A 20,232-nucleotide genomic window follows, 5' to 3' on the forward strand; every position below is an offset into this window, starting at 1 on the left:
ATACTCAGAGTCTCTTCGAGTCAACCGCAACCGTATAATTGCGTTGTTCCCATTTACTGCTTTCAATCCAGAAAAAGGTAAAGCTAATTGGCTGGTACTGGTTATCACAAACAGAAATATCTACAAAATTCACTCCTAAGTTTGTGGAAGTAGAAGGCGTATCTTGTGTAGTTTGCCAATCATTATCTGACCAGTGCAATTGAAAAGATGCTAAAGCGTGAATTCGCAATATTTGACCTTTTTTTACTTGGCTGATTTGTCGGTTAAACTTCCAAATTTCCAATGATTTACACTGCTTTCTTTCACCTAGATAGCGATTTGCCACTTCTGGAATAAAATCAAACACTTGTCCGTCATGATTTGACCGTAGCAGCTTGATATACTCTGCGTGCGCCCACATTAAAGGCATGGCTGAACCTGTTGGTTTTCCTAAATACATATAGATATCAGGTATATCTCCCTCATCCCAAACCTGTTCTGGTAGCAAACAAGTGTCTGAAGCAAATCCTTCCATCGCCTTGATATATGTTTTGACATCGCCGCCAGCAGCTAGTTCATAATGTCCTCGTTCTCCTGTCAAGAGAGGCCAAGCGCGTCCCTTACCCCAACCAATATAAGGACTTCCGTCTTTTTGCTGCCCGTAACCGTCGTGGTTGTAACGATGCCAACAAGGCCCAACGGGTGTATCTACTTTTAAAACTGCATCTATTACTTTGACAGAATCAACAATAATCGGGTCATCTGGTTTACGAATTCCATAACGTACTAATTGGAGAAATCCGCCATCGACAATTTCCTTGGCTGGAAATTCTGCTGGTTCACCAGCTGGCTGACTGCTGATTAAAAGAGTTCCTTGGTTAGGATTTTCGTTGGGGTGAGGATTATTAATATCTGAAGGAGTAATTCGGATATAGTGCCGTTCGATCCCAGGAACCAAAGTTCCTTCAGTAGTTACTGTCCAAGCTTCGATGTGAGATTCTAAAAAATCAGCGTATTCTTCTATAAATTTTGCTGTTGCTTCATCCCCACGTTCACGAACAAATTGAGCAGCACAGATTAAGGCAGCAATATTGGATGCTAGTGTTGATGGTGAATAACCACTGTTTTCTTCCCAGCGTTCTTGTTGGGTAGCTGGACCGTGACGAATTAAATAACCCGCCGCCCGCAGAACCATCGGATAGATATCGAAGTTTAAGCAAGTTTTCTGTTGGTGCAGTAGCCATGCTAGAAGAATCGGAAACGCCACCTCATCTAGTTGAATCCCTTTCCAATAAGGTTTACCATCAACCCAGAAATTTTGGGCAAAACCGCCATCTTCCTGCTGGCTGGTTGCAAGATAAATTAGCGATCGCACTGCTGTTTCTGTTTCCCCAGCAGCCACTAAACCTGCTACACTACTGACCAGATCCCGCGTCCAGACAAGGTGATATCCTCCTTGTTCTTGGTCGTTTTTGGCTTCACCCCAAGGAATCGCCAGGGATGCAATCAATGCACCGGGATAAGTTTTGTCTTCATGTGCTAACAACAAACTAATGCTGTTGTGATATAATTTACCATCGTTATATGAAACATATTCTAGCGGTCTAATATTGCGGCGCGATCGCTTCCACTGTTCGTTGTATTGCTGCTTTTGCTGTTCAAAAGGAATATTAAGCGACTGAAATAGCGTGGAAATTGCATTATGCAAGTTTGTACCAAACGCCAGTCCTAAAGTAAACTCTTTAGTGCTATCTAGATTTAGTTTTCCAGTCAAAGCAAGATTGCCATCTACAGCACTATCAAACTCCCAATCCATTTGGAAATTATCAGCTAAATCTGTCCAGCCATCACTTTTACCGACGTAACCACAGGAAAGGCGGGTAAAGGGAACTGTTGCACCCAGTGCCAGCCATGTTCCTTGTTTCTCGGCTATCAAAATCCGATGCCCAGCAACCTCTACAGCGTAACCATTATTACCCATACCTTCAACTTCCAGATGCGGCGCACACAAAGCATATAAATGGAGTTGGGAGATAAAATCGCTCTCTCCGGTTAATTTTGTGTGCTGTAAGATACAGGGGAAATGTGGATCGGCAATCACTTCTTTGATGACGGCATAATGTCCTTGTGGATCGGAATTAGTAATATGGAATCCTAAACCATGAGTCCACATCGGTTCCACTTTGGATTCGAGATGGCGTTTCTCTTCGTGGAAAAAGCTTTTCCCATCAGAAATTAGATACTGCAAATCCCGAACTTGGGGTCTGTCTACTGTGGGATGGTAAATTTCAGTGACAATACCGTTCCAAAGAGTAAACCAAATGTTACTAGAGGTAGAGTAAGCTGTTCCGACTCCATCTTTATTAGCATGAGTCCATCGAGGCTCAATACCCGGTGAGCCAAAAGCTTCTGCTTGACCAATAATCTTTACCATACTGCATTGTTGTGCCGATAAACTTTGAGTGCATTTGGAAAATACTGTGTTTGATATTTATGTAATTAAAAATTTATTGAGAAGTTGGCGAAAATTTACGAGCGGCAGTTAAGGATTTTGCTTCAATAAAAATTTGTTTGATTTCAGGATGTTTTTGGCGAATTTTTACTTCTAAACTTTCTACAGTTAAGGCTATTTCCTCACCTGTAAGATTTTTAGAAAATTGAATTTCTAAGTTAAGCAATACTTCCTGTGGAGCAAGCTGCATTGTTAGTACACGTACAACTTCTTGCACTCCTGGTTCTGTTTTGCACAAAGACCGGATATTGATTATAGTTTGAGGATTAGCACTTTCACCAAGTAACAATCCTTTACTTTCTCTTGCTAGTACCACTGCTACTATAGCCAAGATAATGCCAATAATAATCGAGGCAATGCCATCCAAATAAACATTATTAAATAAATGTCCTAAGAAAGAAGATTCCGATTAAGGCAACGAATAAACCTAAAATTGCAGCAGTATCCTCAAATAATATTGTAAATACTGTGGGATCTTTACTGTTTTTGATTGCTTGCCAGAAATTTTGTTTACCCTTGGTCGGCAAAAACTCTTTTAAAGCTACAGTCCAAGAAAAACCCTCCAATAATATTGCCATACCTAACACAATATAATTCCACATTGGGTTTTCTAAAGGGCTAGGTTTAATTAAATGAGTTATTCCTTCATAAATTGACATCCCGCCGCCAAGGGCAAAGATGAGGATCGCAACGATGAAAGTCCAGAAATAAAGTTCTTGACCATAACCAAAGGGATGGCTATCGTCTGCTGGCTTTTGGCTTCTCCGAATTCCCAGCAAAAGTACTAGTTGATCGCCAGTATCTACCACCGAATGAATCCCTTCAGATATCATGGCGGAACTGCCAGTAATGGAGGCGGCGATAAATTTAGTAATAGCGATCGCTAAGTTAGCGCCCATCGCTGCAAATATAGTTTTATGAGATGAATCAGACCCCATGAGAGTAAATCACAATTATGCAGTAACTTCTAATTCACCATCCAGATGGGTAACTTCCCATTGGGTTGGTTCGACATTGTACCAACCAAACGTTATTTTAAAAATTTCTAGTATTCTTCTAATCTATCCAGAGAAAGATAAATAGCATATTTTAGAATTAAAAATATTTAAATCATTTGTCATTTATGTGACAATAGTATGTTTTTGCTTTTAAGATTTGTAAAAATGTAATTTTAAAAATTATATCAATTTCAAGAAAGATTTATGGTATATTCAAAGCAAGTTGGGCTATTGGTTAAAGTAAATTTTTTAGTTAATTAATCTCAAATCTAAAATAAACTAAAAAAGAGAACCATATTAAGATGTTAAAGAGTTTTTAGCCGACTCTAAAACGTCTTGTTAGCTTGGGTATTATCAATTTTATCTAATCAAAAATAAGCACTTTTTAGTTCTTGTAAATGCCAATTAAGATTTGATATTAAGCAAAAATGTAATTATTTTAGTGAATTTTGACATTTATAGGACTTACGCAATAACTCTCTGAAACTCTTATTTCTCCGTGTCCTCTGCGCCCTCTGTGGTTCGTTTTTTCATGATTTTGCGTAAGTCCTGATTAGAAAAAATAATTACTGAAAAACAGTAAATATATTTTGTTTTAAAAATTACTTGAAAAACTTCAGTACATCATATTTTTAATTAGTAGTTCTGTGGCATTAAAACAGTATTCTTGAAAATATGAATGGTACGTTAAGCGGATGGCAATTCCATACAACGCATCTACATATTTAGATCCATAAAGGAGAAAGCGATGCCTGCTCTGTCTCTAAATAACCAAAATTTACCATACCCTGACCCTCTACACCCCATCATTGTCCACTTCGTAATCGCGATGGTGCTTTTTTCTTTCGTGTGCGATGTGCTGGGCTATTTCACCCGCAATGTGCGGTTGTTTGAGGTGAGTTCCTGGAATATGTTTGTGGCCTCAGCAGCCATCTTTTTAGCGGTGATTCTTGGTCAGTTTGAAGCAGGTCTAGCAAACATCTATCCAGCAGTCCAACCAACCTTAAATTTTCATACGGTGATGGGTTGGTCGCTGGCGGCTATTGTTGTTGGCATTACAGCTTGGCGTTTCGTGATTCGCAAACGCACTCCACGGAAAGTTCCGCCTGCTTACCTTGGTGCTGCAACGTTTCTAGTCTGCTTAGTCTGCTTGCAAGTCTATCTAGGAAGCAAGCTAGTTTGGGTATATGGGTTACACATCGAGCCAGTTGTGCAAGCGATGAAGCAGGGAGTTTCGCCATGAACTGGCAACTGATTGACCAGTTGAGATTGAGGCTGAATGCTAACGGATTACCTTATGAAATTCCAATACATCCCCAACTGGTGCATCTAACATTGGGCTTGTTCATTCTTGCCATCATTTTTGATATTGCCGGAGCGCTTTTTGCTTTAGAAAAACCAATCTTCAAATTTTTAGGTCTGCCTGCCCTTCGTTCTGGTTTCTTTGATGTCGGCTGGTATAACCTCATAGGAGCCGCTTTTATCACCTTTTTCACCGTTGCAGCTGGTTTTTTCGAGCTATTGCTAGCAAATCCACCAATCAATCAAAAGAGCGTTTGGGGGTTAACTGCTGGTTGGACAATGCTTTTGCATGGTTTGGGTGGTATTTCGTTGTTGGGAGCGATCGCAGCCATGACAGTATGGAGAGGTTTACAACGTTATCGCTGGCGCAAGGATGCTTCTAGGCAGGTGCAGTGGAGTTACTTATTAGTAGGTATTGCAATATTGGGCATCTTGTTTGTCCACGGAACTTTGGGGGCGCAATTGGGAGAAGAGTTTGGAATTCACGTTACTGCTGCGAAGTTACTCCAAGAAGGTAAAAATCCAAATTTACTACTCAAATAATCAAGCGAGAAGTACTCTTAGATGAAATTATTATGTTTAGTTTTTGGGAATATGTACTAATAGCGTTTTATGTCGCAGGGCTGCTAATTGTCAGTCGGTGGATTGGACAACAGGCGTTTTCTTGGATGCCTCCCCAGGCGACAGCAGAAGCACAACGGGTAGATGATTTATTTAGCTTTTTAGTCTCAATTGGAGCATTCATCTTGCTTGGGCTGGTTGGTGTTATTGTGTATGCGATCGCTTTCCATCGCGCCCGCTCGGAAGACTACAGCGAGGGACACCCTTCTAGAGGTAATGGGAAGTTAGAAATATTGTGGACAGCGACCCCAACTTTGTTAGTAATATGGATTGCCTTTCAAAGCTTCAATATTTATCAGCAATTAAATATTCTCGGTCTAAACCAAATTGTGCATTTGCACGCGCCCCTAGAATCTGCACCCGCCTACGCCACAACCGTTAGCGATATTCCCAAACCTGCATCTGAAACAATTAATGTTTTCGTTAGGCAGTGGGATTGGTCTTTCCACTATCCAAATAATCTTACCAGTAAGGAATTGCACTTGCCGATTAATCGCAGCACTCGCTTAAATATGCAAGCAGAGAAAGTAATCCACGGCTTCTATGTTCCTGAGTTTCGCTTAAAACAGGATATTGTTCCAGGGCGGAACATCGACATTGTGCTAACACCCATTCGCCCAGGTAAATATCGACTGAAAGATTCTCAATTCAGTGGTGCTTATTTTGCCTTGATGGAGGCAGATGTATATGTTGAATCCCTTGAGAAGTATAATCAGTGGCTCGCGCAAACAGTCTCTAGCGAAACTACAAACACTAAAAATCAGGCAGTTGCCGAAAATATTCAACCACCAAAGACATTATTCAAAAGCGGCTGGTACACCGTCGCACCTGCTCAACCTGCTGTAGCCAATCAAAGGAAGATAAATAATGACACATGATTTGAGTGAAGCTATAGCCAAAGATAGAGAACCTCAGAATAACTGGCGGGAATATTTCAGCTTCAGCACCGACCATAAGGTGATCGGTGTTCAGTACATGGTGATGACCTTCATTTTCTTTCTTCTCGGCGGGCTGTTGGCGATGATTATCCGGGCTGAATTGCTCACCCCGGAAGCAAATCTAGTTGACCGCCCCCTCTACAATGGTTTATTCACCATGCACGGGACAATCATGATTTTCCTGTGGATTATTCCCTTCAATGCAGGTCTTTCTAACTACCTAGTGCCATTGATGATTGGAGCGCGGGATATGGCTTTTCCCCTACTCAACGCTATCTCTTTTTGGATTTTGCCACCAGCCGGTCTTCTACTACTGTCTAGTTTCTTACTACCAAATGGGACTGCACAAGCTGGTTGGTGGTCTTATCCACCAGTTAGTCTGCAAGTTCCAGCCGGTCAGTTGATTAACGGTCAATTTATTTGGATAGTTAGCCTAGTATTAATCGGCATCTCTTCAATTATGGGGGCTGTCAACTTTGTTACCACTATCTTTTGGATGCGATCGCCAGGGATGACATTTTTCAGAATGCCGGTCTTTGTGTGGTCGGTTCTTAGTGCCCAGTTGTTGCAGCTAATTAATTTGCCTTCCTTGACGGCGGCATTGATACTACTGTTACTTGACCTCTCCTTCGGGACACAATTTTTTAAACCTGAAGGGAGTGGCGATCCGATCATTTACCAGCATTTATTCTGGTTTTATTCACACCCAGCAGTTTATATCATGGCACTACCAGCCTTCGGTATTATTGCGGAAGTTCTGCCAGCCTTTTCTCGCAATCCCCTATTTGGCTATCGGTCAGTTGCTCTTGCTTCTTTAGGTATTGCTGTAGTCAGCATCTTCGTTTGGGTGCATCACATGTTCACCAGTGCAACCCCCGGCTGGATGCGGATGACCTTCATGGCCACCTCGATGTTAGTTGCCATACCCACTGGTGTTAAAGCATTCGCTTGGACTGCCACAATCTGGAGAAGCAAGTTGCACCTAGAGACACCAATGTTATTTGCAATGGGAGGTGCAGCGATGTTTATTTTTGGCGGTGTCACTGGTGTAATGCTTGCCGCCACGCCATTTGATATCCATGTCAATAATACTTATTTTGTCGTGGGTCACTTCCACTACATCGTTTTCAATACTATTACAATGGCAATCTTTGCCGGAATTTACTTCTGGTTTCCCAAAATAACTGGCAGGATGTACGCCGAGGGTTGGGGTAAGTTGCATTTTTGGTTGACCTTTATTCCTGCCAATATCACCTTTTTCTCCATGCACCCATTAGGTTTGCAAGGGATGTTACGCCGAATTTCCTCCTACGATCCCCAGTATCAGGGATGGAACGTGATCGCTAGCCTGGGATCGTTCTTACTGGGAGCATCTACGCTGCCCTTTATTGCTAACATTGTCGGTTCCTGGCTATATGGAGCGAAGGCAGTTGATAATCCCTGGCACGCTACAGGATTGGAATGGACAACTTCTTCACCACCTCCGCGAAATAACTTTGAAGAGATTCCTGTTGTCAACAGACCTCCTTACGATTATGGCGATCCAAAATATTCATTCGTGGAAAATTCTGATGATGGTGAGTAATTTCGTTTTTTTATAAAGCTGCGCTAAATTTTAGCTTTTTTTTTAACGCATAGGCGCTTCGCCTTCCCGCAGGGTAGGTACGCAAAGGTTAGCGCAAAGGGACGCGGAGGTTTTTTAAAGATAATTCGCTATGTCCGAAAAATCAGATGGAACCTGAATTTATTAATTACGAATTACGAATTACGTTAGCGAAGCGGGGCGTAGCCCATTACGAATCATGCAACATCGCAGCATCCATATAGATGAAAGTCCGATCCGTTTCGATCGGTGGCGGCGACGCTTACCGAATTGGTTACAGCGCTTTCTGCCAAGTGGTGGCGGAAGTCATGAAGATCATCATGGCAAAGGAATGTTTGGGTTTACTGTATTCCTATTGTCCGAAAGTATCATTTTTTTGAGTTTTATCTTTACTTATGTTGCTCTGCGACTTAATACTACTAACTGGCTACCACCCGGTATTTCTGGGCCAGAATTGTCTAAGCTCGTGATTATTAATACGGTAGTTTTACTTTCTAGTAGCTTTGTTATTCAACCAGCAGAAAATGCCCTCAAACGAAATCAATTGAGTAAATTTCGCGGGATATGGTTGATAACGATCGCAATGGGAATCTACTTTTTAATTGGTCTATTAATTGAGTGGAAAAATCTCGATTTTAAGCTCACTACGGGATTAGTTGGTTCCACATTCTATTTACTAACAGGTTTCCACGGTTTACACGTTCTGGCGGGTGTTGTGCTTCAGATAATTATGCTGATTCGCTCATTCATTCCAGGCAATTATAATAAAACTCACTTCGGTACAAGTGCGACTACTCTATTTTGGCACTTTGTTGATGTAGTTTGGGTCTTCCTTTTCTCGCTTCTCTACCTTTGGCAAGCATAAAAAGTTCAGTTCACTAAGTATTTTCAGGAGTAACTTTATGAATTTATTCATCCAAGAATTACCAGCCTCAGAACTAGCGCCAAAAGCAGTTCAAGAAACTCCCGCACCAGGTAAAGATCCACTCATTGCACAAGGTTTACAAAAAGAGCAATATATTGGCATTATTGGGTTAGCGATCGCTCTAATTGCTGCTGTAGGATTTTTTAGTCGCAGAGTCGAATACGCTATTGCGTTTGCTGTTATCTTTAGCGTCGGTTTAATAGCTTTGTTTTTATTCTTATAGCAAATTCGTCATTTGTCATTTGTATTTTCGCAAAAATCTTAATTTTGACTCTTTATTTGCACCTCTGCGTGAGACAAAAAATCTGATTTAAATGCGTAAAATCCTGGCAAATTCATTTATTTTACAATACTTGGGAGATATTTTATGAACAGCCCAGTTTACCAAACTGTGATTGTCGGTGGTGGCTTCACCGGCTTATTTACAGCCTTACACTTAGCTCACGAACATTATCCTCGCTCTGTAATTTTGATCGATCAAAATGAAAGTTTTTGCTTTAAGCCATTACTCTACGAATATTTCAGTGGCGAGATGGATGCTTTTCAAGTAGTACCCCGTTTTGTAGAATTGCTTAAAGGCAGTGGTGTAATTTTTGTTCAAGATGCAGTGGAATCGATAGACTTGCATCAACAACAAGTCAAATTAGCTTCGGGAAACTCCTACAACTACAGTAACCTAGTCTTAGCTTTGGGTAGTGTTACTAGTTATCATCATCTTGAAGGTGCTAAAGAGTATGCTTTCCCTTTTTGGACAGAAGCAGATGCGATCGCTCTCGATCGGCATTTAGGTGATTGTTTGCAAAAAGCAATCAAAACTGAAGATCCAGAACAACGTCGCCAACTGCTAACAGTAGTTGTAGTTGGTGGTGGTGCAAGTGGTGTAGAAATGGCAGCTACCTTAGCTGATTTACTCCCGCATTGGTATAGCGCTATGGGAGGAAATTCTAGTGAAATCCGTGTGGTATTACTCAATCACGGTAAAGAAATCCTCAATGGTGATATTAACAATCCTCTGCGCCCAATTGCTGAGAAAGAATTACAAAAACGCACGATTCCAATTGAAATACTTACGGGAGCAGAAGCCACTACTATTCATGCCAACGCCATTGAATATAAGCGCAATGAGCAAATTGAAACATTGCCAACATACACTACAATCTGGACAGCTGGCACTTCTATTCACCCACTAATTAAAGATTTACCAATTTCTCAAGAACATCGCGATCGTCATAACCGCCTCCTAGTTACTCCGACAATGCAACTACTCGACTTTCCAGAAGTATTTGCAGGCGGAGATTGTGTAGCAGTTCAAAATAATTCACTACCGCCAACAGCCCAAGTTGCTTATCAGCAAGGAGCCAATATTGCCCAAAATTTGAAAGCATTTGCTTTAGGCGAAGACCTCAAACCAGCAAAGGTAAATCTACGCGGAACTCTCTTAAAATTAGGGTTAAATGATGCAGCCGCTAACCTTTTCAATGTTTTGGAAGTTGCAGGCGAATCCGGGCATTTAATTCGTCAAGGTACTTATTTAACGCTACTGCCAACACCAATTCATGACTTTAAAGCAACAACTGAATGGGTGGATGAAGAGATTTTTCATCACCACCTTGACCCTCATGATGTGGGTAAAAAAGTTGTTCAAGCAGTGGAAGTGGTTGGTGCAGGAGTTATGGGTATTTTAGCTGCCAGAAAATTATTGAAAATGTTGGGTTCGGAGGATAAAAGAGACTAGTAGTGTATCGCATTAAATTTGAGAGATAAGAGAAAGAACCGCAAAGGAAGAAGGGAAGAAGGAAAGAAGAGAAATTGAAATTTGATTCACCTATCAGAATTAATGCGATAGACCACTACACTAGTACAGTACGGCGTAAAGAAACCACCCATTCAAAACCAATGAAATTCTTACGCTGTATTAATTTTGAATTTTGTTAGCGCCGACGGCAAGCGAGGGTACGTTCGTTTTTAGCGTCTCGTAGAGAGCGTCATTTTGAATTCCGCCTTGCGGTACTAGCGCAATTTTGTGCGACATAAATTTTAATACATTTAGTCATGGTTTTGTCACAATTTCGCAATAGCTTTGTCAATACGACGTGTGATGCTATAGCTCTGGCTTCGGAAATAGTCTCAGACTAAACCCACACACCAGAATCTACAGAAGAGAATCACTTAAGGCACAGTACCTTATGAAGATGACTCTTCAAATAGAAATTGCAAAATCTCATACAGTTGTAAGGAACAAGAAAATGAATTGGAAAGTACTTGCTTTGCTCCCTGCTTTGACTCTAGCTACTGCTGTGCCTGCTTACTCTTTAACTAATAATAAAAGCCAAAATTCGGCTACTGCTACCCACATTGCCCAAAGTACTCAGCAAGGCAACACTATGAAAAAAGCTAATGCTGTACCAAAGCTTAGTGCCAAGCACAAGTCTAATCATCTGGCAAAGCGTAGTACTGGTACTGTACTGACAGTAGGCAGCAAAGGAGAGACAGTGAAAACTGTTCAGAATTCTTTAAAGCAACAAGGATTCTATACAGGAAGTGTGAATGGTGTGTTTGATAACAAGACTCGTGCAGCTGCGATCAAATTTCAGAAATCTAAAGGATTAAGAGCAGACGGAATAATTGGACATCGGACTTTAGCCGCTCTTAAATAAAATTGTTTACTAATATCCTCATTGCTAAAATGCTTTAAAGACAAAAGGCTAGGAAATAAATTCTAGCCTTCAAATACTAACCCAACTTTTTCTATTTTTCTATCTGTGTAGGTCAAGGAGCCAGCGCGGTCTTCTCTACTTGTTCGCTTTTAGCGATCTTGTTCAAGATACTTCAAAAATCCCTTTAGTAATTGATAGCAATTGTTCGTAATCCTTTGGTGTATCAATATCTATATCCCCTAGTGGAAACGGAATAGAGAACACTTCATTAAGGTTATTATTAATAACTTTTTTCGCTCCTGAAGTTTCTTTTAAAGCGGCAAGTTCTGAAAAAAATGTCTGACTAAATAGAGCAGGTACACCTAATGTGTCTCCATATTCACAAGCAATAATTGGTTTTTTTGTCGAATAATATGTATCAACAAGTTGATTGATAATTTGGGGAGAAACAAATGGCTGGTCGCAAAGTGTAATAACTACTGCTTCTATTTTTTGCGGAAGATTATTTAATAATTCAATACCACTCTTGATTGAAGTACTCATTCCACAAGCCCAATCCGAGTTCTTAACTACTCTAACGGGAAGTTGTTTAATTTGGGGATGAATCTGTTCTGCGTTGGCTCCAAGTACTACTACCACAGGTTGACAAACTGAAGCGATCGCTATTTCTGTAATATATTTTAAAAAACTACGCCCTTGGTAAAGCAATAGTTGTTTCGGTGTACCCATCCGTGTGGATGCACCAGCAGCAAGAATCATAATGGCTATGGTTGATTTCTCGTTGTCTATAGCAGTCATAAAAACTATGTGGTAGGTAGCAAGTTTGAATTGCTTTCATAACATTGGTGAATCGGTTGATTGCGATTTCTTAAGAAATTACCATTGCGGTTTGTTAGCACTGCTTGAATTTCTGCAATAATAGCGATCGCTATTTCTTCTGGTGTATCTGCTCCGATATCAATTCCAATTGGGCCATGCAATCTGGTTAATTGTTCGGTAGTATAAACTATTCCTTGCGAACCTAAATCTTCAAGCAATCTTTCAGTACGCGCCTTTGGGCCTAAAACCCCTATGTAACGTGCAGGAGATGGCAGCAAAGTTTTCAAAATTTCCAGATCATCAAGATAATTATGTGTCATCACTACAGCAACTGTGTTGACATCTATAAATACCTGTTTTTGTACAATTTCTCGCCGAGTCAGAATCACGTCACAAGCTATTGGAAATCGCGCTTTAGTTGCCTGATTAGCTCGACAATCGACTACAGTAACCTCCCAACCTAATGCTTGAGCAAACTGTGCTACTGGTATAGCGTCATAACCTGCACCAAATATTACTAAAGGCGTGGGTGGTTGGATGACTTCAATAAAAACTTCTACACTGCCTAAAGGTAACTGATAGTTGTTTACCCTTGACTTTTGATTAGCAAAGGCTGCTTGACTATCTGCAAGCAGAGACTGAATTAAATTTGCATCTTTGATGTCAGTGATAATTTTACCATCAGGATACAGCAGGAGGCGCGACCCAAGTTTGACTTTGACTGCGCCTTCAAAGGCAAAAACTGTAGCAATAATACCCAAATGTTTTTTATGAAAACATTCCTGTATAAAAGCGATCGCATTTGGTGTGCTTTTTCTTTCAAGACGTTCGATGAGAACTTGCACTATCCCATTGCACCCCAAACCAAAGCCCCAAAGAATATCTTCAGAGGCGGTGCTATCGTAAGTAACAACAATTGGTTCACCGTCTGACATTCGTTGTTGAGTATGCTCAAATACATCTTTCTCCAAGCAACCAGCACTGATTGTTCCGATTGTCCGACCTGCATTTGTCATCAGCATTTTAGCACCCGATCGGCGATAGGTTGAACCTTGAGTCTTAACTACAGTCGCAAGAAAAGTCATTTCACCACTTTTTTTACTTGACTCGAAGCCTTCTAAAATTGCTTGTAATTCGTTCATTTGATTGCTTATTTTTCTGTTTTTAGCAGTTTGTCAGCTTGAGCAAGCAGTGCGAATAAAAACAATGTGATAACTGTGCTACCCTGTGCGATTGTGCATCGCTGCTAGTGTTAAACACAAGTCTTTTTGCCGCCCATTAACGATAATGATTGTAGTATATGGATTAGAGTAAGGGGTGTTGTACTACTTAAGATAAGCGAAAATTCCGCTGAAATCATGCCCCACAAGATAGTTGTCAAATTGAGTCATTTATTTATTATTAGAATTAGCACGGAATACTGATTTTTCGTAACTACAGTAAATACTCTCAACCACCCGCAAGATTAGATAATTTTACGTTGTGTGGTAGATGAAACACTATGTGTTTTTTTAGACAAAGAATGCAATCACCATTTAGATGAATACTGAGACGCAGCTGCTTGGGCAAGTTAACTCAAGTTCAAGATCCCCCAACTGATTCTTTGTTCTTCCAAGAATCTAGATTTGCCATTGTTGAAAATAAGCCTATTGGTTTTCAAGCCAATCTAGACATTCAAATTGTTTAAAATCCGGTAACAATAATCTAAAACCGAGTATTTGTTTGATCGACGAGGCTTTTGACTGGTAGATTGACGGAAAGTTAGCGATCGCTGCATCGATATCTTGGGCATCGATCAAGAAGAAACCGCCCAATTGTTCGTGCGTTTCTGCAAACGGCCCTTCGGTAACAAGCGGTTTGACATTGCGACGAAGACCTGATGCAGCGTTGTATGCTCGATTTACTTGTTGGACTGACGCAAGTAGGCAAATTCGCCAGTTATTAAGAGGCAGAGAGGCAGAAGGGAAAAATTTACTGCAACTGCTCCCCTGCTTCTTCCCCAACCCCCAATCCGTATCTGGTTGCTACAGTCGCGGTGAAAAATACTAAGCTGGTAGATAGCACGTTAAAACTTTAGCGGAAATTCGCGATGCCTGCGGCGGGCTATGCCAACGCATTCATCAGCAGTTTAGAATTCCCCATCGGCGAACTACCTGTAATTACATTATGTTTGATGCATTATCTGACCGTTTAGAATCCGCCTGGAAAAAACTACGGGGACAGGACAAAATTTCTCAATCCAACATTCAAGATGCATTGCGCGAAGTGCGCCGCGCCCTGTTGGAAGCAGATGTCAATCTCCAGGTAGTCAAAGATTTTATTAGCGAAGTCGAAGCCAAGGCACAGGGAGCCGAGGTGATTGCCGGCGTGCGACCTGACCAACAGTTCATCAAAATTGTTCACGATGAACTGGTGCAGGTGATGGGAGAAGAAAATGTTCCCATCGCAGAAGCCCAGGAACAGCCTACTATTATTCTGATGGCTGGGTTGCAAGGTACTGGTAAAACCACAGCTACGGCTAAGTTAGCCTTACATTTGAGAAAATTAGAGCGTAGCTGCTTGTTGGTGGCGACAGACGTATATCGCCCAGCAGCGATCGATCAGTTGCTAACGTTGGGTAAGCAAATTGACGTACCAGTATTTGAACTAGGAAGCGACGCCGATCCCGTAGAAATTGCCCGACAAGGTGTAGAACGCGCTAGGGCAGAAGGTGTCAACACAGTAATTATTGATACTGCCGGACGCCTGCAAATTGACGAAGATATGATGGCGGAATTAGCCCGCATCAAAGCAACCGTCCAACCCCATGAAACTCTGTTGGTGGTGGACGCGATGACTGGTCAAGAGGCCGCAAATCTTACCCGCACCTTTCATGAACAGATCGGAATTACTGGGGCAATTCTCACCAAAATGGATGGTGATAGCCGTGGTGGTGCAGCGCTTTCGGTGCGAAAGATTTCGGGAGCGCCAATTAAATTTGTGGGCGTCGGCGAGAAAGTCGAGGCACTGCAACCGTTTTATCCCGATCGCATGGCATCGCGGATTTTGGGAATGGGCGATGTGCTAACTCTGGTAGAAAAAGCCCAAGAAGAGTTTGACTTAGCAGACGCTGAGAAAATGCAGGAGAAAATTCTGTCAGCAAAGTTTGACTTTACTGACTTTCTTAAGCAGTTGCGGATGCTGAAGAACATGGGTTCTCTGGGAGGCTTGATCAAGATGATTCCAGGGATGAACAAGCTTTCAGACGATCAACTCAAGCAAGGAGAAACCCAGTTAAAGCGCTGTGAGGCGATGATTAACTCCATGACTCGCCAAGAACGTCACGACCCTGATTTATTAGCCAGTTCTCCCAGTCGGCGGCGGCGGATTGCTGCTGGCTCCGGCTATAGAGAGTCTGATGTGACGAAACTGGTGGGTGATTTCCAAAAAATGCGATCGCTCATGCAGCAAATGGGTCAAGGTGGCTTCCCTGGAATGCCAGGAATGTTCGGCGGTGGCGGTATGGGCAACGCCTTCGCAGGTGCTGGTAATCGTCCCGCAGCCCCAGGATGGCGAGGTTATGATGGTGCCCCAGCCACGAAAAAGAAAAAACCCAAAGATAAAAAGAAAAAAGGCTTTGGTAATCTTTAGTCATTAGGCATGGGGCATTGGGCATTGGGCATTGGTAATTTGCAAATGACTAATGACTAATAGCAGCAAATGCTAGGCAGTGCTAAAATTAGCATTTCGACCTCAGAATTTATTAGCAGAGGAAACTAACCCTTAATTTATCGGCAGCAGCCAGATTTAGGTTACTTTCTCACCAATTAATTGCTAATTAATATCTAACTACAGGAGAATGATTCTTCAACCATGATCAAACTGCGCTTGAAACGATTCGGTAAAAAGCGGGAAGCAAGTTACCGCATTGTCGCCATTAACAACCTCGCTCGCCGCGATGGCCGTCCCTTAGAAGAATTGGGTTTTTATAACCCCAGAACTGATGAAGTGCGACTAGACGTTCCCGGTATCGTCAAGCGACTACAACAAGGCGCTCAACCCACTGACACCGTTCGTCGCATTCTAGTAAAAGCTAATGTTTTTGAGCAGGTCAGTGCAACAGCCGCATCATAATTTCGGAACAAAACTCCCAACAGCTAGCCCCAACTATGTTGAGCTGGTTCGGTTTTTGGTGCAGCCGTTTTTGGAATCTCCAGAGACATTAAGCGTCGATTGTGAAATTTCTCAGGCCCTCAACCGGGTTTGGGTTCGCATCGCCTTTGAAAGCACAGATAAAGGAAAAGTCTTTGGTCGAGGGGGACGCAATATTCAGGCGATTCGTACAGTAATTGCCGCAGCCGCAGCCGCAGCTGGGCAATCAACATACCTGGATATCTACGGCAGCACCACTCCGGGCCGCGAGGGTATGTCTTTTGATGAAGAGACAGAAGAGCGATCGCCACCACCGACTAAGAGAGAACCGCGTGCAAATGATGGGCCAAAACCCATTGTTAAACCACGCCTCCGCTAGGTTGAAACTAGAGAGCAAATCTGAGCGGTTGTTGTTACCTCCGCTCAGAATTTTTATAACGATGGAAAGTAGCAAAAAGATTTTTAAATCTTTTTTTGGACTCTTCACCAGTAGGAGCGTACAGCTTTGCATTGGTGTCAACTTCAGATGAAATCTTCTGAGTGCATGAGTTTTGCCCTCACCCCCAGCCCCTCTCCCATGTTGGGAGAGGGGAGTAAATTCTCCAATACCCCTTCTCACTATAGGGAGAAGGGGTTAAGGGATGAGGGCAAGCTGTACGCCCCTACCACGATTAATTTGTCGCAAAAAATTTTCAAAATGTAGGTAATAAAAGCATAATTTCGCCGTTAGCGAGAAAAAATTAACCTTTGTCAAATACAGATCCTCACCAATTAAGAAATACTATGGCAGGTGCCTTAACAATTCAGCTGCCGAATATTCCCAGTGCGATCGCTCTAGCCGGAGATGGAGAAGAAAATCTCAAAATCCTATCTCGGCAAACAGGAGCCGCTTTAGTGCTACGCGGACAGGAATTAGTGATTTCTGGTACTGAAAAGCAAATTGATCTGGCTTCTCGATTAGTGCGATCGCTTGAAGACCTCTGGATTAAAGGCAATACTATTTCCAGTGCCGATATTTTAACAGCCCGTCAAGCCATAGATAGCGATCGCCAAGGGGAACTGCAAGATTTACAGCGAGATGTCCTCGCCAAAAGTCGCCGGGGTGAAGAAGTCCGTGCCAAAACTTTTCGCCAGCGCCAATATATCGACGCGCTCCGTAAACGCGATCTCACTTTTGGGATTGGACCTGCTGGTACTGGCAAGACTTATCTCGCTGTTGTTGTCGCCGTGCAAGCACTCCTTGCCAACCAAGTTGAAAAGCTAATTTTAACTCGCCCTGCCGTCGAAGCCGGTGAAAAGCTCGGTTTTTTGCCTGGAGACTTACAGCAGAAAGTTAATCCTTATCTTCGCCCACTTTACGATGCTATTTATGAATTCATCGACCCAGAAAAAGTACCCAGTTTAATGGAACGCGGTGTAATTGAAGTTGCACCACTCGCCTATATGCGGGGACGCACTCTCAATAACGCCTTTATAATTGTCGATGAAGCTCAAAATACTACACCCGCTCAGATGAAAATGGTTTTGACTCGTTTGGGTTTCCGTTCGCGGATGGTGATTACAGGCGACATGACACAAACTGATTTACCGCTTCATCAACAATCGGGTTTAGGAGTGGCTTTACAAATTTTAAAACACGTTGAAGGCATTGCCTTTTGCGAATTTTCCCAAAGAGATGTTGTACGCCATCCTCTAGTTCAGCGTATTGTCGCGGCTTATGAACAATATGAAAAATAGGGATTGGGAATGGGGCATGGGGCATTGGGCATTGGGCATTAGCCCTCTTCTGTCACTCTCCGGGAGGGCGATTGCTAGAAACCTTATGAGGCAATGAATACAAGCTATACTATTAGAAAAAAATCGGTCTTGTATTTGTTATTAGAAAATAATCGTGCGATGCCTGCGGCGGGCTACGCCTACGCAGGCTATACAAAAGCTCTAGAATTCAGAAATGGCAAATCTTTTCGGAGAGTGACAGAAGAGGGTTAGTTAGGAATTATCGTTTAACCAACGACAAATGACAAATGACAAAGGACAAATGACAAATGACCACAACATTAAAAGACTTTTTAGAAGCTTGTGAGACTCTTGGAACGTTGCGTTTAATTGTTACTAGTAGCGCTGCTGTTTTAGAAGCACGGGGTAAGATAGAAAAATTATTTTATGCAGAATTGCCTAAAGGTAAATATGCGAATATGCATACTGAAGGCTTTGAGTTTCACTTGAATATGGATAAAATCACTCAGGTGAAATTTGAAACAGGTGAAGCAAAGAGGGGTAACTTTACAACCTATGCCATCCGGTTTTTAGATGATAAACAGGAGCCTGCTTTAAGCCTCTTTTTGCAATGGGGTAAACCAGGAGAATACGAACCAGGACAAGTGGAAGCTTGGGAAACTCTAAAAAAGAAGTATGGAGATATTTGGGAACCTTTACCAGCAGAAATTTAATACAGCTAAACTGATAGGGGTGGAGGAAATCGGATATCTGCACTGAATTGCTTGATATTAACGCTGCGATGAATCGGTAAAACATATTCTAAATTTTCGTGGGGACGGGGAACAATGTGATTAGAAAGTACCTCGCCACCGTCAACTCGCAGCACCGCATTTAGTCCTGCTGTCACTGCTACATTCACCTCGCCTATAACTCCTCGAATTAAAACAGTAATTCGTCCCAAATCAGTGTTTTCATAACCAACAAGGGTTACACGGGCAGCTTTACACATGGCATCTCCCACTTCCACTGCTGTGGGAACGCCATAAACTTCAATCATGCCTAATGCCAATGTCATGCTATCACTATAAATTCGGGATAGGGCTAATTATCTCACTACAAAGTTTTAATTTATTACAGAAAATTACTTAATTTTTAATCGATAAACAATAATTATTAAATACAAAACTGCTAATGCTTGTAATGAAGGTAATTTGGAGTTTTTACTTGCTATTTTTATTCCTTATGTGGGGTGGTGAAGCTTTTGCAGGGGAGTTGTCTGAAAGGTTAGCAAATTTTCCCCAATGGGAAAAGCTAACTTCAGTGCAACCGGCTTCAGGTGATTTAGTTTACCCTGAATGGATGGCTGGTTCTTGGAAAGTTACAAGTACCTTAGTAGATTTAGCTTCACCTTTGGCGCCAGAAATTGTAACTCCAGGATTTGAAGGTAATCGCCGACAGTTAAATCAGCCTGTGAGTTTTGTAGTAAAATTTGTGAGGGAAGAAGCACATACTTCTTGGTTAAAAACATTACCTGAGATAGATGATAAATCACCCAATTTAGTAGCAGATAGAGCGTTTAATAGCTTGAACTTGGCAAGGGCTTATTTAGGGGATGAAGCAGTGTTATCAGTCAAAGTAGATCCAGATTCACCTAATCGTCAAATTACGTTCTTGCGTAGCAGTCGCCAACTAGTTTCTATTGTGACTGCACGTGCTACAGAAACTACCCCTAATGGCAAGTTCATCACCACAGAAGTGTTTCAACAACTATTTAAAGGTGGCTCACGCCCCTATTTAAACTCTGTAGAATCGACTACGGCTTATCATAAAGTTTCAACATCTAATCCGACGATTGAAGCAGATCAAGTTACTGCTGTTTATCTTTCACCCCAAGATCCAGATTACTTTAAAGCGGTTTCTCAACCAGTTGCTCTCTACCGCTATCGCCTCGAATTTTTTCCTCAAGAACTACCAACTACTCCCAAAGAGTGATTTGTCATCTAGCTCTTGACTATCTTGTAATACGTT

General features: G+C 41.9%; 21 protein-coding genes. 14 read left to right on the plus strand and 7 right to left on the minus strand.

Annotated elements, in window-relative coordinates:
- Positions 1-4: 4 nt before the first annotated feature.
- From HWQ42_RS24020 to HWQ42_RS24030, 3 genes are all read right to left on the minus strand, one after another.
- Positions 5-2,413, minus strand: a complete 2,409-nt coding sequence (locus tag HWQ42_RS24020; protein WP_292816712.1) for a glycoside hydrolase family 15 protein — start codon at positions 2,411-2,413, stop codon at positions 5-7.
- A gap of 73 nt (positions 2,414-2,486) precedes the next feature.
- A complete protein-coding gene (locus HWQ42_RS24025) occupies positions 2,487-2,858 on the minus strand; it encodes a hypothetical protein (RefSeq protein WP_292816713.1) in 372 nt (123 codons plus the stop codon).
- 10 nt (positions 2,859-2,868) lie between these two features.
- On the minus strand, positions 2,869-3,429 hold the full coding sequence (locus tag HWQ42_RS24030) for a cation diffusion facilitator family transporter (RefSeq protein ID WP_292816714.1): 561 nt from the start codon (positions 3,427-3,429) through the stop codon (positions 2,869-2,871).
- An 808-nt stretch (positions 3,430-4,237) separates the two neighbouring features.
- On the opposite strand from HWQ42_RS24030, the gene HWQ42_RS24035 reads away from it, so the two are divergent.
- The 8 genes from HWQ42_RS24035 (at position 4,238) to HWQ42_RS24070 (ending at position 11,535) form a co-directional block, all read left to right on the plus strand.
- The gene (locus HWQ42_RS24035; protein ID WP_292816715.1) at positions 4,238-4,732 is read left to right on the plus strand and encodes a DUF2231 domain-containing protein; all 495 of its coding nucleotides are present in this window, start codon (positions 4,238-4,240) and stop codon (positions 4,730-4,732) included.
- Entirely contained in the window at positions 4,729-5,334 is a 606-nt protein-coding gene (locus HWQ42_RS24040; protein ID WP_292816716.1) for a DUF2231 domain-containing protein, read from the plus strand. The genes HWQ42_RS24035 and HWQ42_RS24040 overlap by 4 nt, the downstream gene beginning before the upstream one ends.
- Before the next feature lie 32 nt (positions 5,335-5,366).
- The gene (locus HWQ42_RS24045; protein WP_292816717.1) at positions 5,367-6,290 is read left to right on the plus strand and encodes a cytochrome c oxidase subunit II; all 924 of its coding nucleotides are present in this window, start codon (positions 5,367-5,369) and stop codon (positions 6,288-6,290) included.
- Complete coding sequence (gene ctaD, locus HWQ42_RS24050; RefSeq protein WP_292816718.1) at positions 6,280-7,935, plus strand: cytochrome c oxidase subunit I; 1,656 nt, start codon at positions 6,280-6,282, stop codon at positions 7,933-7,935. Before HWQ42_RS24045 ends, ctaD begins: the two co-directional genes overlap by 11 nt.
- Positions 7,936-8,152: 217 nt before the next feature.
- The gene (locus tag HWQ42_RS24055; RefSeq protein WP_292816719.1) at positions 8,153-8,818 is read left to right on the plus strand and encodes a heme-copper oxidase subunit III; all 666 of its coding nucleotides are present in this window, start codon (positions 8,153-8,155) and stop codon (positions 8,816-8,818) included.
- Between the two features lie 37 nt (positions 8,819-8,855).
- Positions 8,856-9,101, plus strand: a complete 246-nt coding sequence (locus HWQ42_RS24060) for a hypothetical protein (protein ID WP_292816720.1) — start codon at positions 8,856-8,858, stop codon at positions 9,099-9,101.
- Between the two features lie 144 nt (positions 9,102-9,245).
- Positions 9,246-10,613: an NAD(P)/FAD-dependent oxidoreductase gene (locus tag HWQ42_RS24065; protein WP_292816722.1), complete on the plus strand. Its 1,368-nt coding sequence runs from the start codon at positions 9,246-9,248 to the stop codon at positions 10,611-10,613.
- A 511-nt stretch (positions 10,614-11,124) separates the two neighbouring features.
- Positions 11,125-11,535, plus strand: a complete 411-nt coding sequence (locus HWQ42_RS24070) for a peptidoglycan-binding domain-containing protein (protein WP_292735732.1) — start codon at positions 11,125-11,127, stop codon at positions 11,533-11,535.
- Positions 11,536-11,697: 162 nt separating this feature from the next.
- Here HWQ42_RS24070 and HWQ42_RS24075 read toward each other — a convergent pair whose 3' ends face one another.
- From HWQ42_RS24075 to HWQ42_RS24085, 3 genes are all read right to left on the minus strand, one after another.
- Complete coding sequence (locus tag HWQ42_RS24075) at positions 11,698-12,333, minus strand: nucleotidyltransferase family protein (RefSeq protein ID WP_292816724.1); 636 nt, start codon at positions 12,331-12,333, stop codon at positions 11,698-11,700.
- 5 nt (positions 12,334-12,338) lie between these two features.
- The gene (locus tag HWQ42_RS24080; protein ID WP_292816725.1) at positions 12,339-13,496 is read right to left on the minus strand and encodes an XdhC/CoxI family protein; all 1,158 of its coding nucleotides are present in this window, start codon (positions 13,494-13,496) and stop codon (positions 12,339-12,341) included.
- A gap of 504 nt (positions 13,497-14,000) precedes the next feature.
- Positions 14,001-14,357 (minus strand): YciI family protein, encoded by a 357-nt coding sequence (locus HWQ42_RS24085; RefSeq protein ID WP_292816727.1) that lies wholly within the window; start codon positions 14,355-14,357, stop codon positions 14,001-14,003.
- A 163-nt stretch (positions 14,358-14,520) separates the two neighbouring features.
- Here HWQ42_RS24085 and ffh point away from each other — a divergent pair, with 163 nt between their 5' ends.
- The 5 genes from ffh to HWQ42_RS24110 all read left to right on the plus strand — a co-directional run bounded on the left by ffh (position 14,521) and on the right by HWQ42_RS24110 (position 18,935).
- Positions 14,521-15,984 (plus strand): signal recognition particle protein, encoded by a 1,464-nt coding sequence (gene ffh, locus HWQ42_RS24090; RefSeq protein WP_292816729.1) that lies wholly within the window; start codon positions 14,521-14,523, stop codon positions 15,982-15,984.
- A gap of 222 nt (positions 15,985-16,206) precedes the next feature.
- On the plus strand, positions 16,207-16,467 hold the full coding sequence (gene rpsP / locus HWQ42_RS24095) for a 30S ribosomal protein S16 (RefSeq protein ID WP_012409382.1): 261 nt from the start codon (positions 16,207-16,209) through the stop codon (positions 16,465-16,467).
- Positions 16,430-16,864: a KH domain-containing protein gene (locus HWQ42_RS24100; RefSeq protein WP_292735743.1), complete on the plus strand. Its 435-nt coding sequence runs from the start codon at positions 16,430-16,432 to the stop codon at positions 16,862-16,864. The genes rpsP and HWQ42_RS24100 overlap by 38 nt, the downstream gene beginning before the upstream one ends.
- A 404-nt stretch (positions 16,865-17,268) precedes the next feature.
- Positions 17,269-18,222: a PhoH family protein gene (locus HWQ42_RS24105; RefSeq protein WP_292816731.1), complete on the plus strand. Its 954-nt coding sequence runs from the start codon at positions 17,269-17,271 to the stop codon at positions 18,220-18,222.
- Between the two features lie 308 nt (positions 18,223-18,530).
- Positions 18,531-18,935 carry a ChuX/HutX family heme-like substrate-binding protein gene (locus HWQ42_RS24110; protein ID WP_292816733.1) on the plus strand — a complete coding sequence of 135 codons (405 nt, stop codon included), beginning with the start codon at positions 18,531-18,533 and terminating at the stop codon, positions 18,933-18,935.
- A gap of 5 nt (positions 18,936-18,940) precedes the next feature.
- On the opposite strand, the gene HWQ42_RS24115 is transcribed toward HWQ42_RS24110, so the two are convergent.
- Entirely contained in the window at positions 18,941-19,279 is a 339-nt protein-coding gene (locus HWQ42_RS24115; RefSeq protein ID WP_292816735.1) for a carbon dioxide-concentrating mechanism protein CcmK, read from the minus strand.
- Between the two features lie 116 nt (positions 19,280-19,395).
- On the opposite strand from HWQ42_RS24115, the gene HWQ42_RS24120 reads away from it, so the two are divergent.
- Positions 19,396-20,196, plus strand: coding sequence for a DUF6816 family protein (locus HWQ42_RS24120; protein WP_292816737.1), 801 nt, complete (start codon positions 19,396-19,398; stop codon positions 20,194-20,196).
- The last annotated feature ends 36 nt before the right edge of the window (positions 20,197-20,232 follow it).

The organism is Nostoc sp. JL23, from assembly GCF_017115065.1.
GTDB classification, from domain to species: Bacteria; Cyanobacteriota; Cyanobacteriia; order Cyanobacteriales; family Nostocaceae; genus Nostoc; species Nostoc punctiforme_A.

What these genes read in the sequence shown, in the direction of transcription:
- HWQ42_RS24020 (WP_292816712.1), bottom strand. Translation starts at nt 2,413, where the DNA reads ATGGTAAAGATTATTGGTCAAGCAGAAGCTTTTGGCTCACCGGGTATT.
- HWQ42_RS24030 (WP_292816714.1), bottom strand. Translation starts at nt 3,429, where the DNA reads ATGGGGTCTGATTCATCTCATAAAACTATATTTGCAGCGATGGGCGCT.
- HWQ42_RS24035 (WP_292816715.1), top strand. Translation starts at nt 4,238, where the DNA reads ATGCCTGCTCTGTCTCTAAATAACCAAAATTTACCATACCCTGACCCT.
- HWQ42_RS24040 (WP_292816716.1), top strand. Translation starts at nt 4,729, where the DNA reads ATGAACTGGCAACTGATTGACCAGTTGAGATTGAGGCTGAATGCTAAC.
- HWQ42_RS24045 (WP_292816717.1), top strand. Translation starts at nt 5,367, where the DNA reads ATGTTTAGTTTTTGGGAATATGTACTAATAGCGTTTTATGTCGCAGGG.
- ctaD (WP_292816718.1), top strand. Translation starts at nt 6,280, where the DNA reads ATGACACATGATTTGAGTGAAGCTATAGCCAAAGATAGAGAACCTCAG.
- HWQ42_RS24055 (WP_292816719.1), top strand. Translation starts at nt 8,153, where the DNA reads ATGCAACATCGCAGCATCCATATAGATGAAAGTCCGATCCGTTTCGAT.
- HWQ42_RS24060 (WP_292816720.1), top strand. Translation starts at nt 8,856, where the DNA reads ATGAATTTATTCATCCAAGAATTACCAGCCTCAGAACTAGCGCCAAAA.
- HWQ42_RS24065 (WP_292816722.1), top strand. Translation starts at nt 9,246, where the DNA reads ATGAACAGCCCAGTTTACCAAACTGTGATTGTCGGTGGTGGCTTCACC.
- HWQ42_RS24070 (WP_292735732.1), top strand. Translation starts at nt 11,125, where the DNA reads ATGAATTGGAAAGTACTTGCTTTGCTCCCTGCTTTGACTCTAGCTACT.
- HWQ42_RS24075 (WP_292816724.1), bottom strand. Translation starts at nt 12,333, where the DNA reads ATGACTGCTATAGACAACGAGAAATCAACCATAGCCATTATGATTCTT.
- HWQ42_RS24080 (WP_292816725.1), bottom strand. Translation starts at nt 13,496, where the DNA reads ATGAACGAATTACAAGCAATTTTAGAAGGCTTCGAGTCAAGTAAAAAA.
- ffh (WP_292816729.1), top strand. Translation starts at nt 14,521, where the DNA reads ATGTTTGATGCATTATCTGACCGTTTAGAATCCGCCTGGAAAAAACTA.
- rpsP (WP_012409382.1), top strand. Translation starts at nt 16,207, where the DNA reads ATGATCAAACTGCGCTTGAAACGATTCGGTAAAAAGCGGGAAGCAAGT.
- HWQ42_RS24100 (WP_292735743.1), top strand. Translation starts at nt 16,430, where the DNA reads ATGTTTTTGAGCAGGTCAGTGCAACAGCCGCATCATAATTTCGGAACA.
- HWQ42_RS24105 (WP_292816731.1), top strand. Translation starts at nt 17,269, where the DNA reads ATGGCAGGTGCCTTAACAATTCAGCTGCCGAATATTCCCAGTGCGATC.
- HWQ42_RS24110 (WP_292816733.1), top strand. Translation starts at nt 18,531, where the DNA reads ATGACCACAACATTAAAAGACTTTTTAGAAGCTTGTGAGACTCTTGGA.
- HWQ42_RS24115 (WP_292816735.1), bottom strand. Translation starts at nt 19,279, where the DNA reads ATGACATTGGCATTAGGCATGATTGAAGTTTATGGCGTTCCCACAGCA.
- HWQ42_RS24120 (WP_292816737.1), top strand. Translation starts at nt 19,396, where the DNA reads ATGCTTGTAATGAAGGTAATTTGGAGTTTTTACTTGCTATTTTTATTC.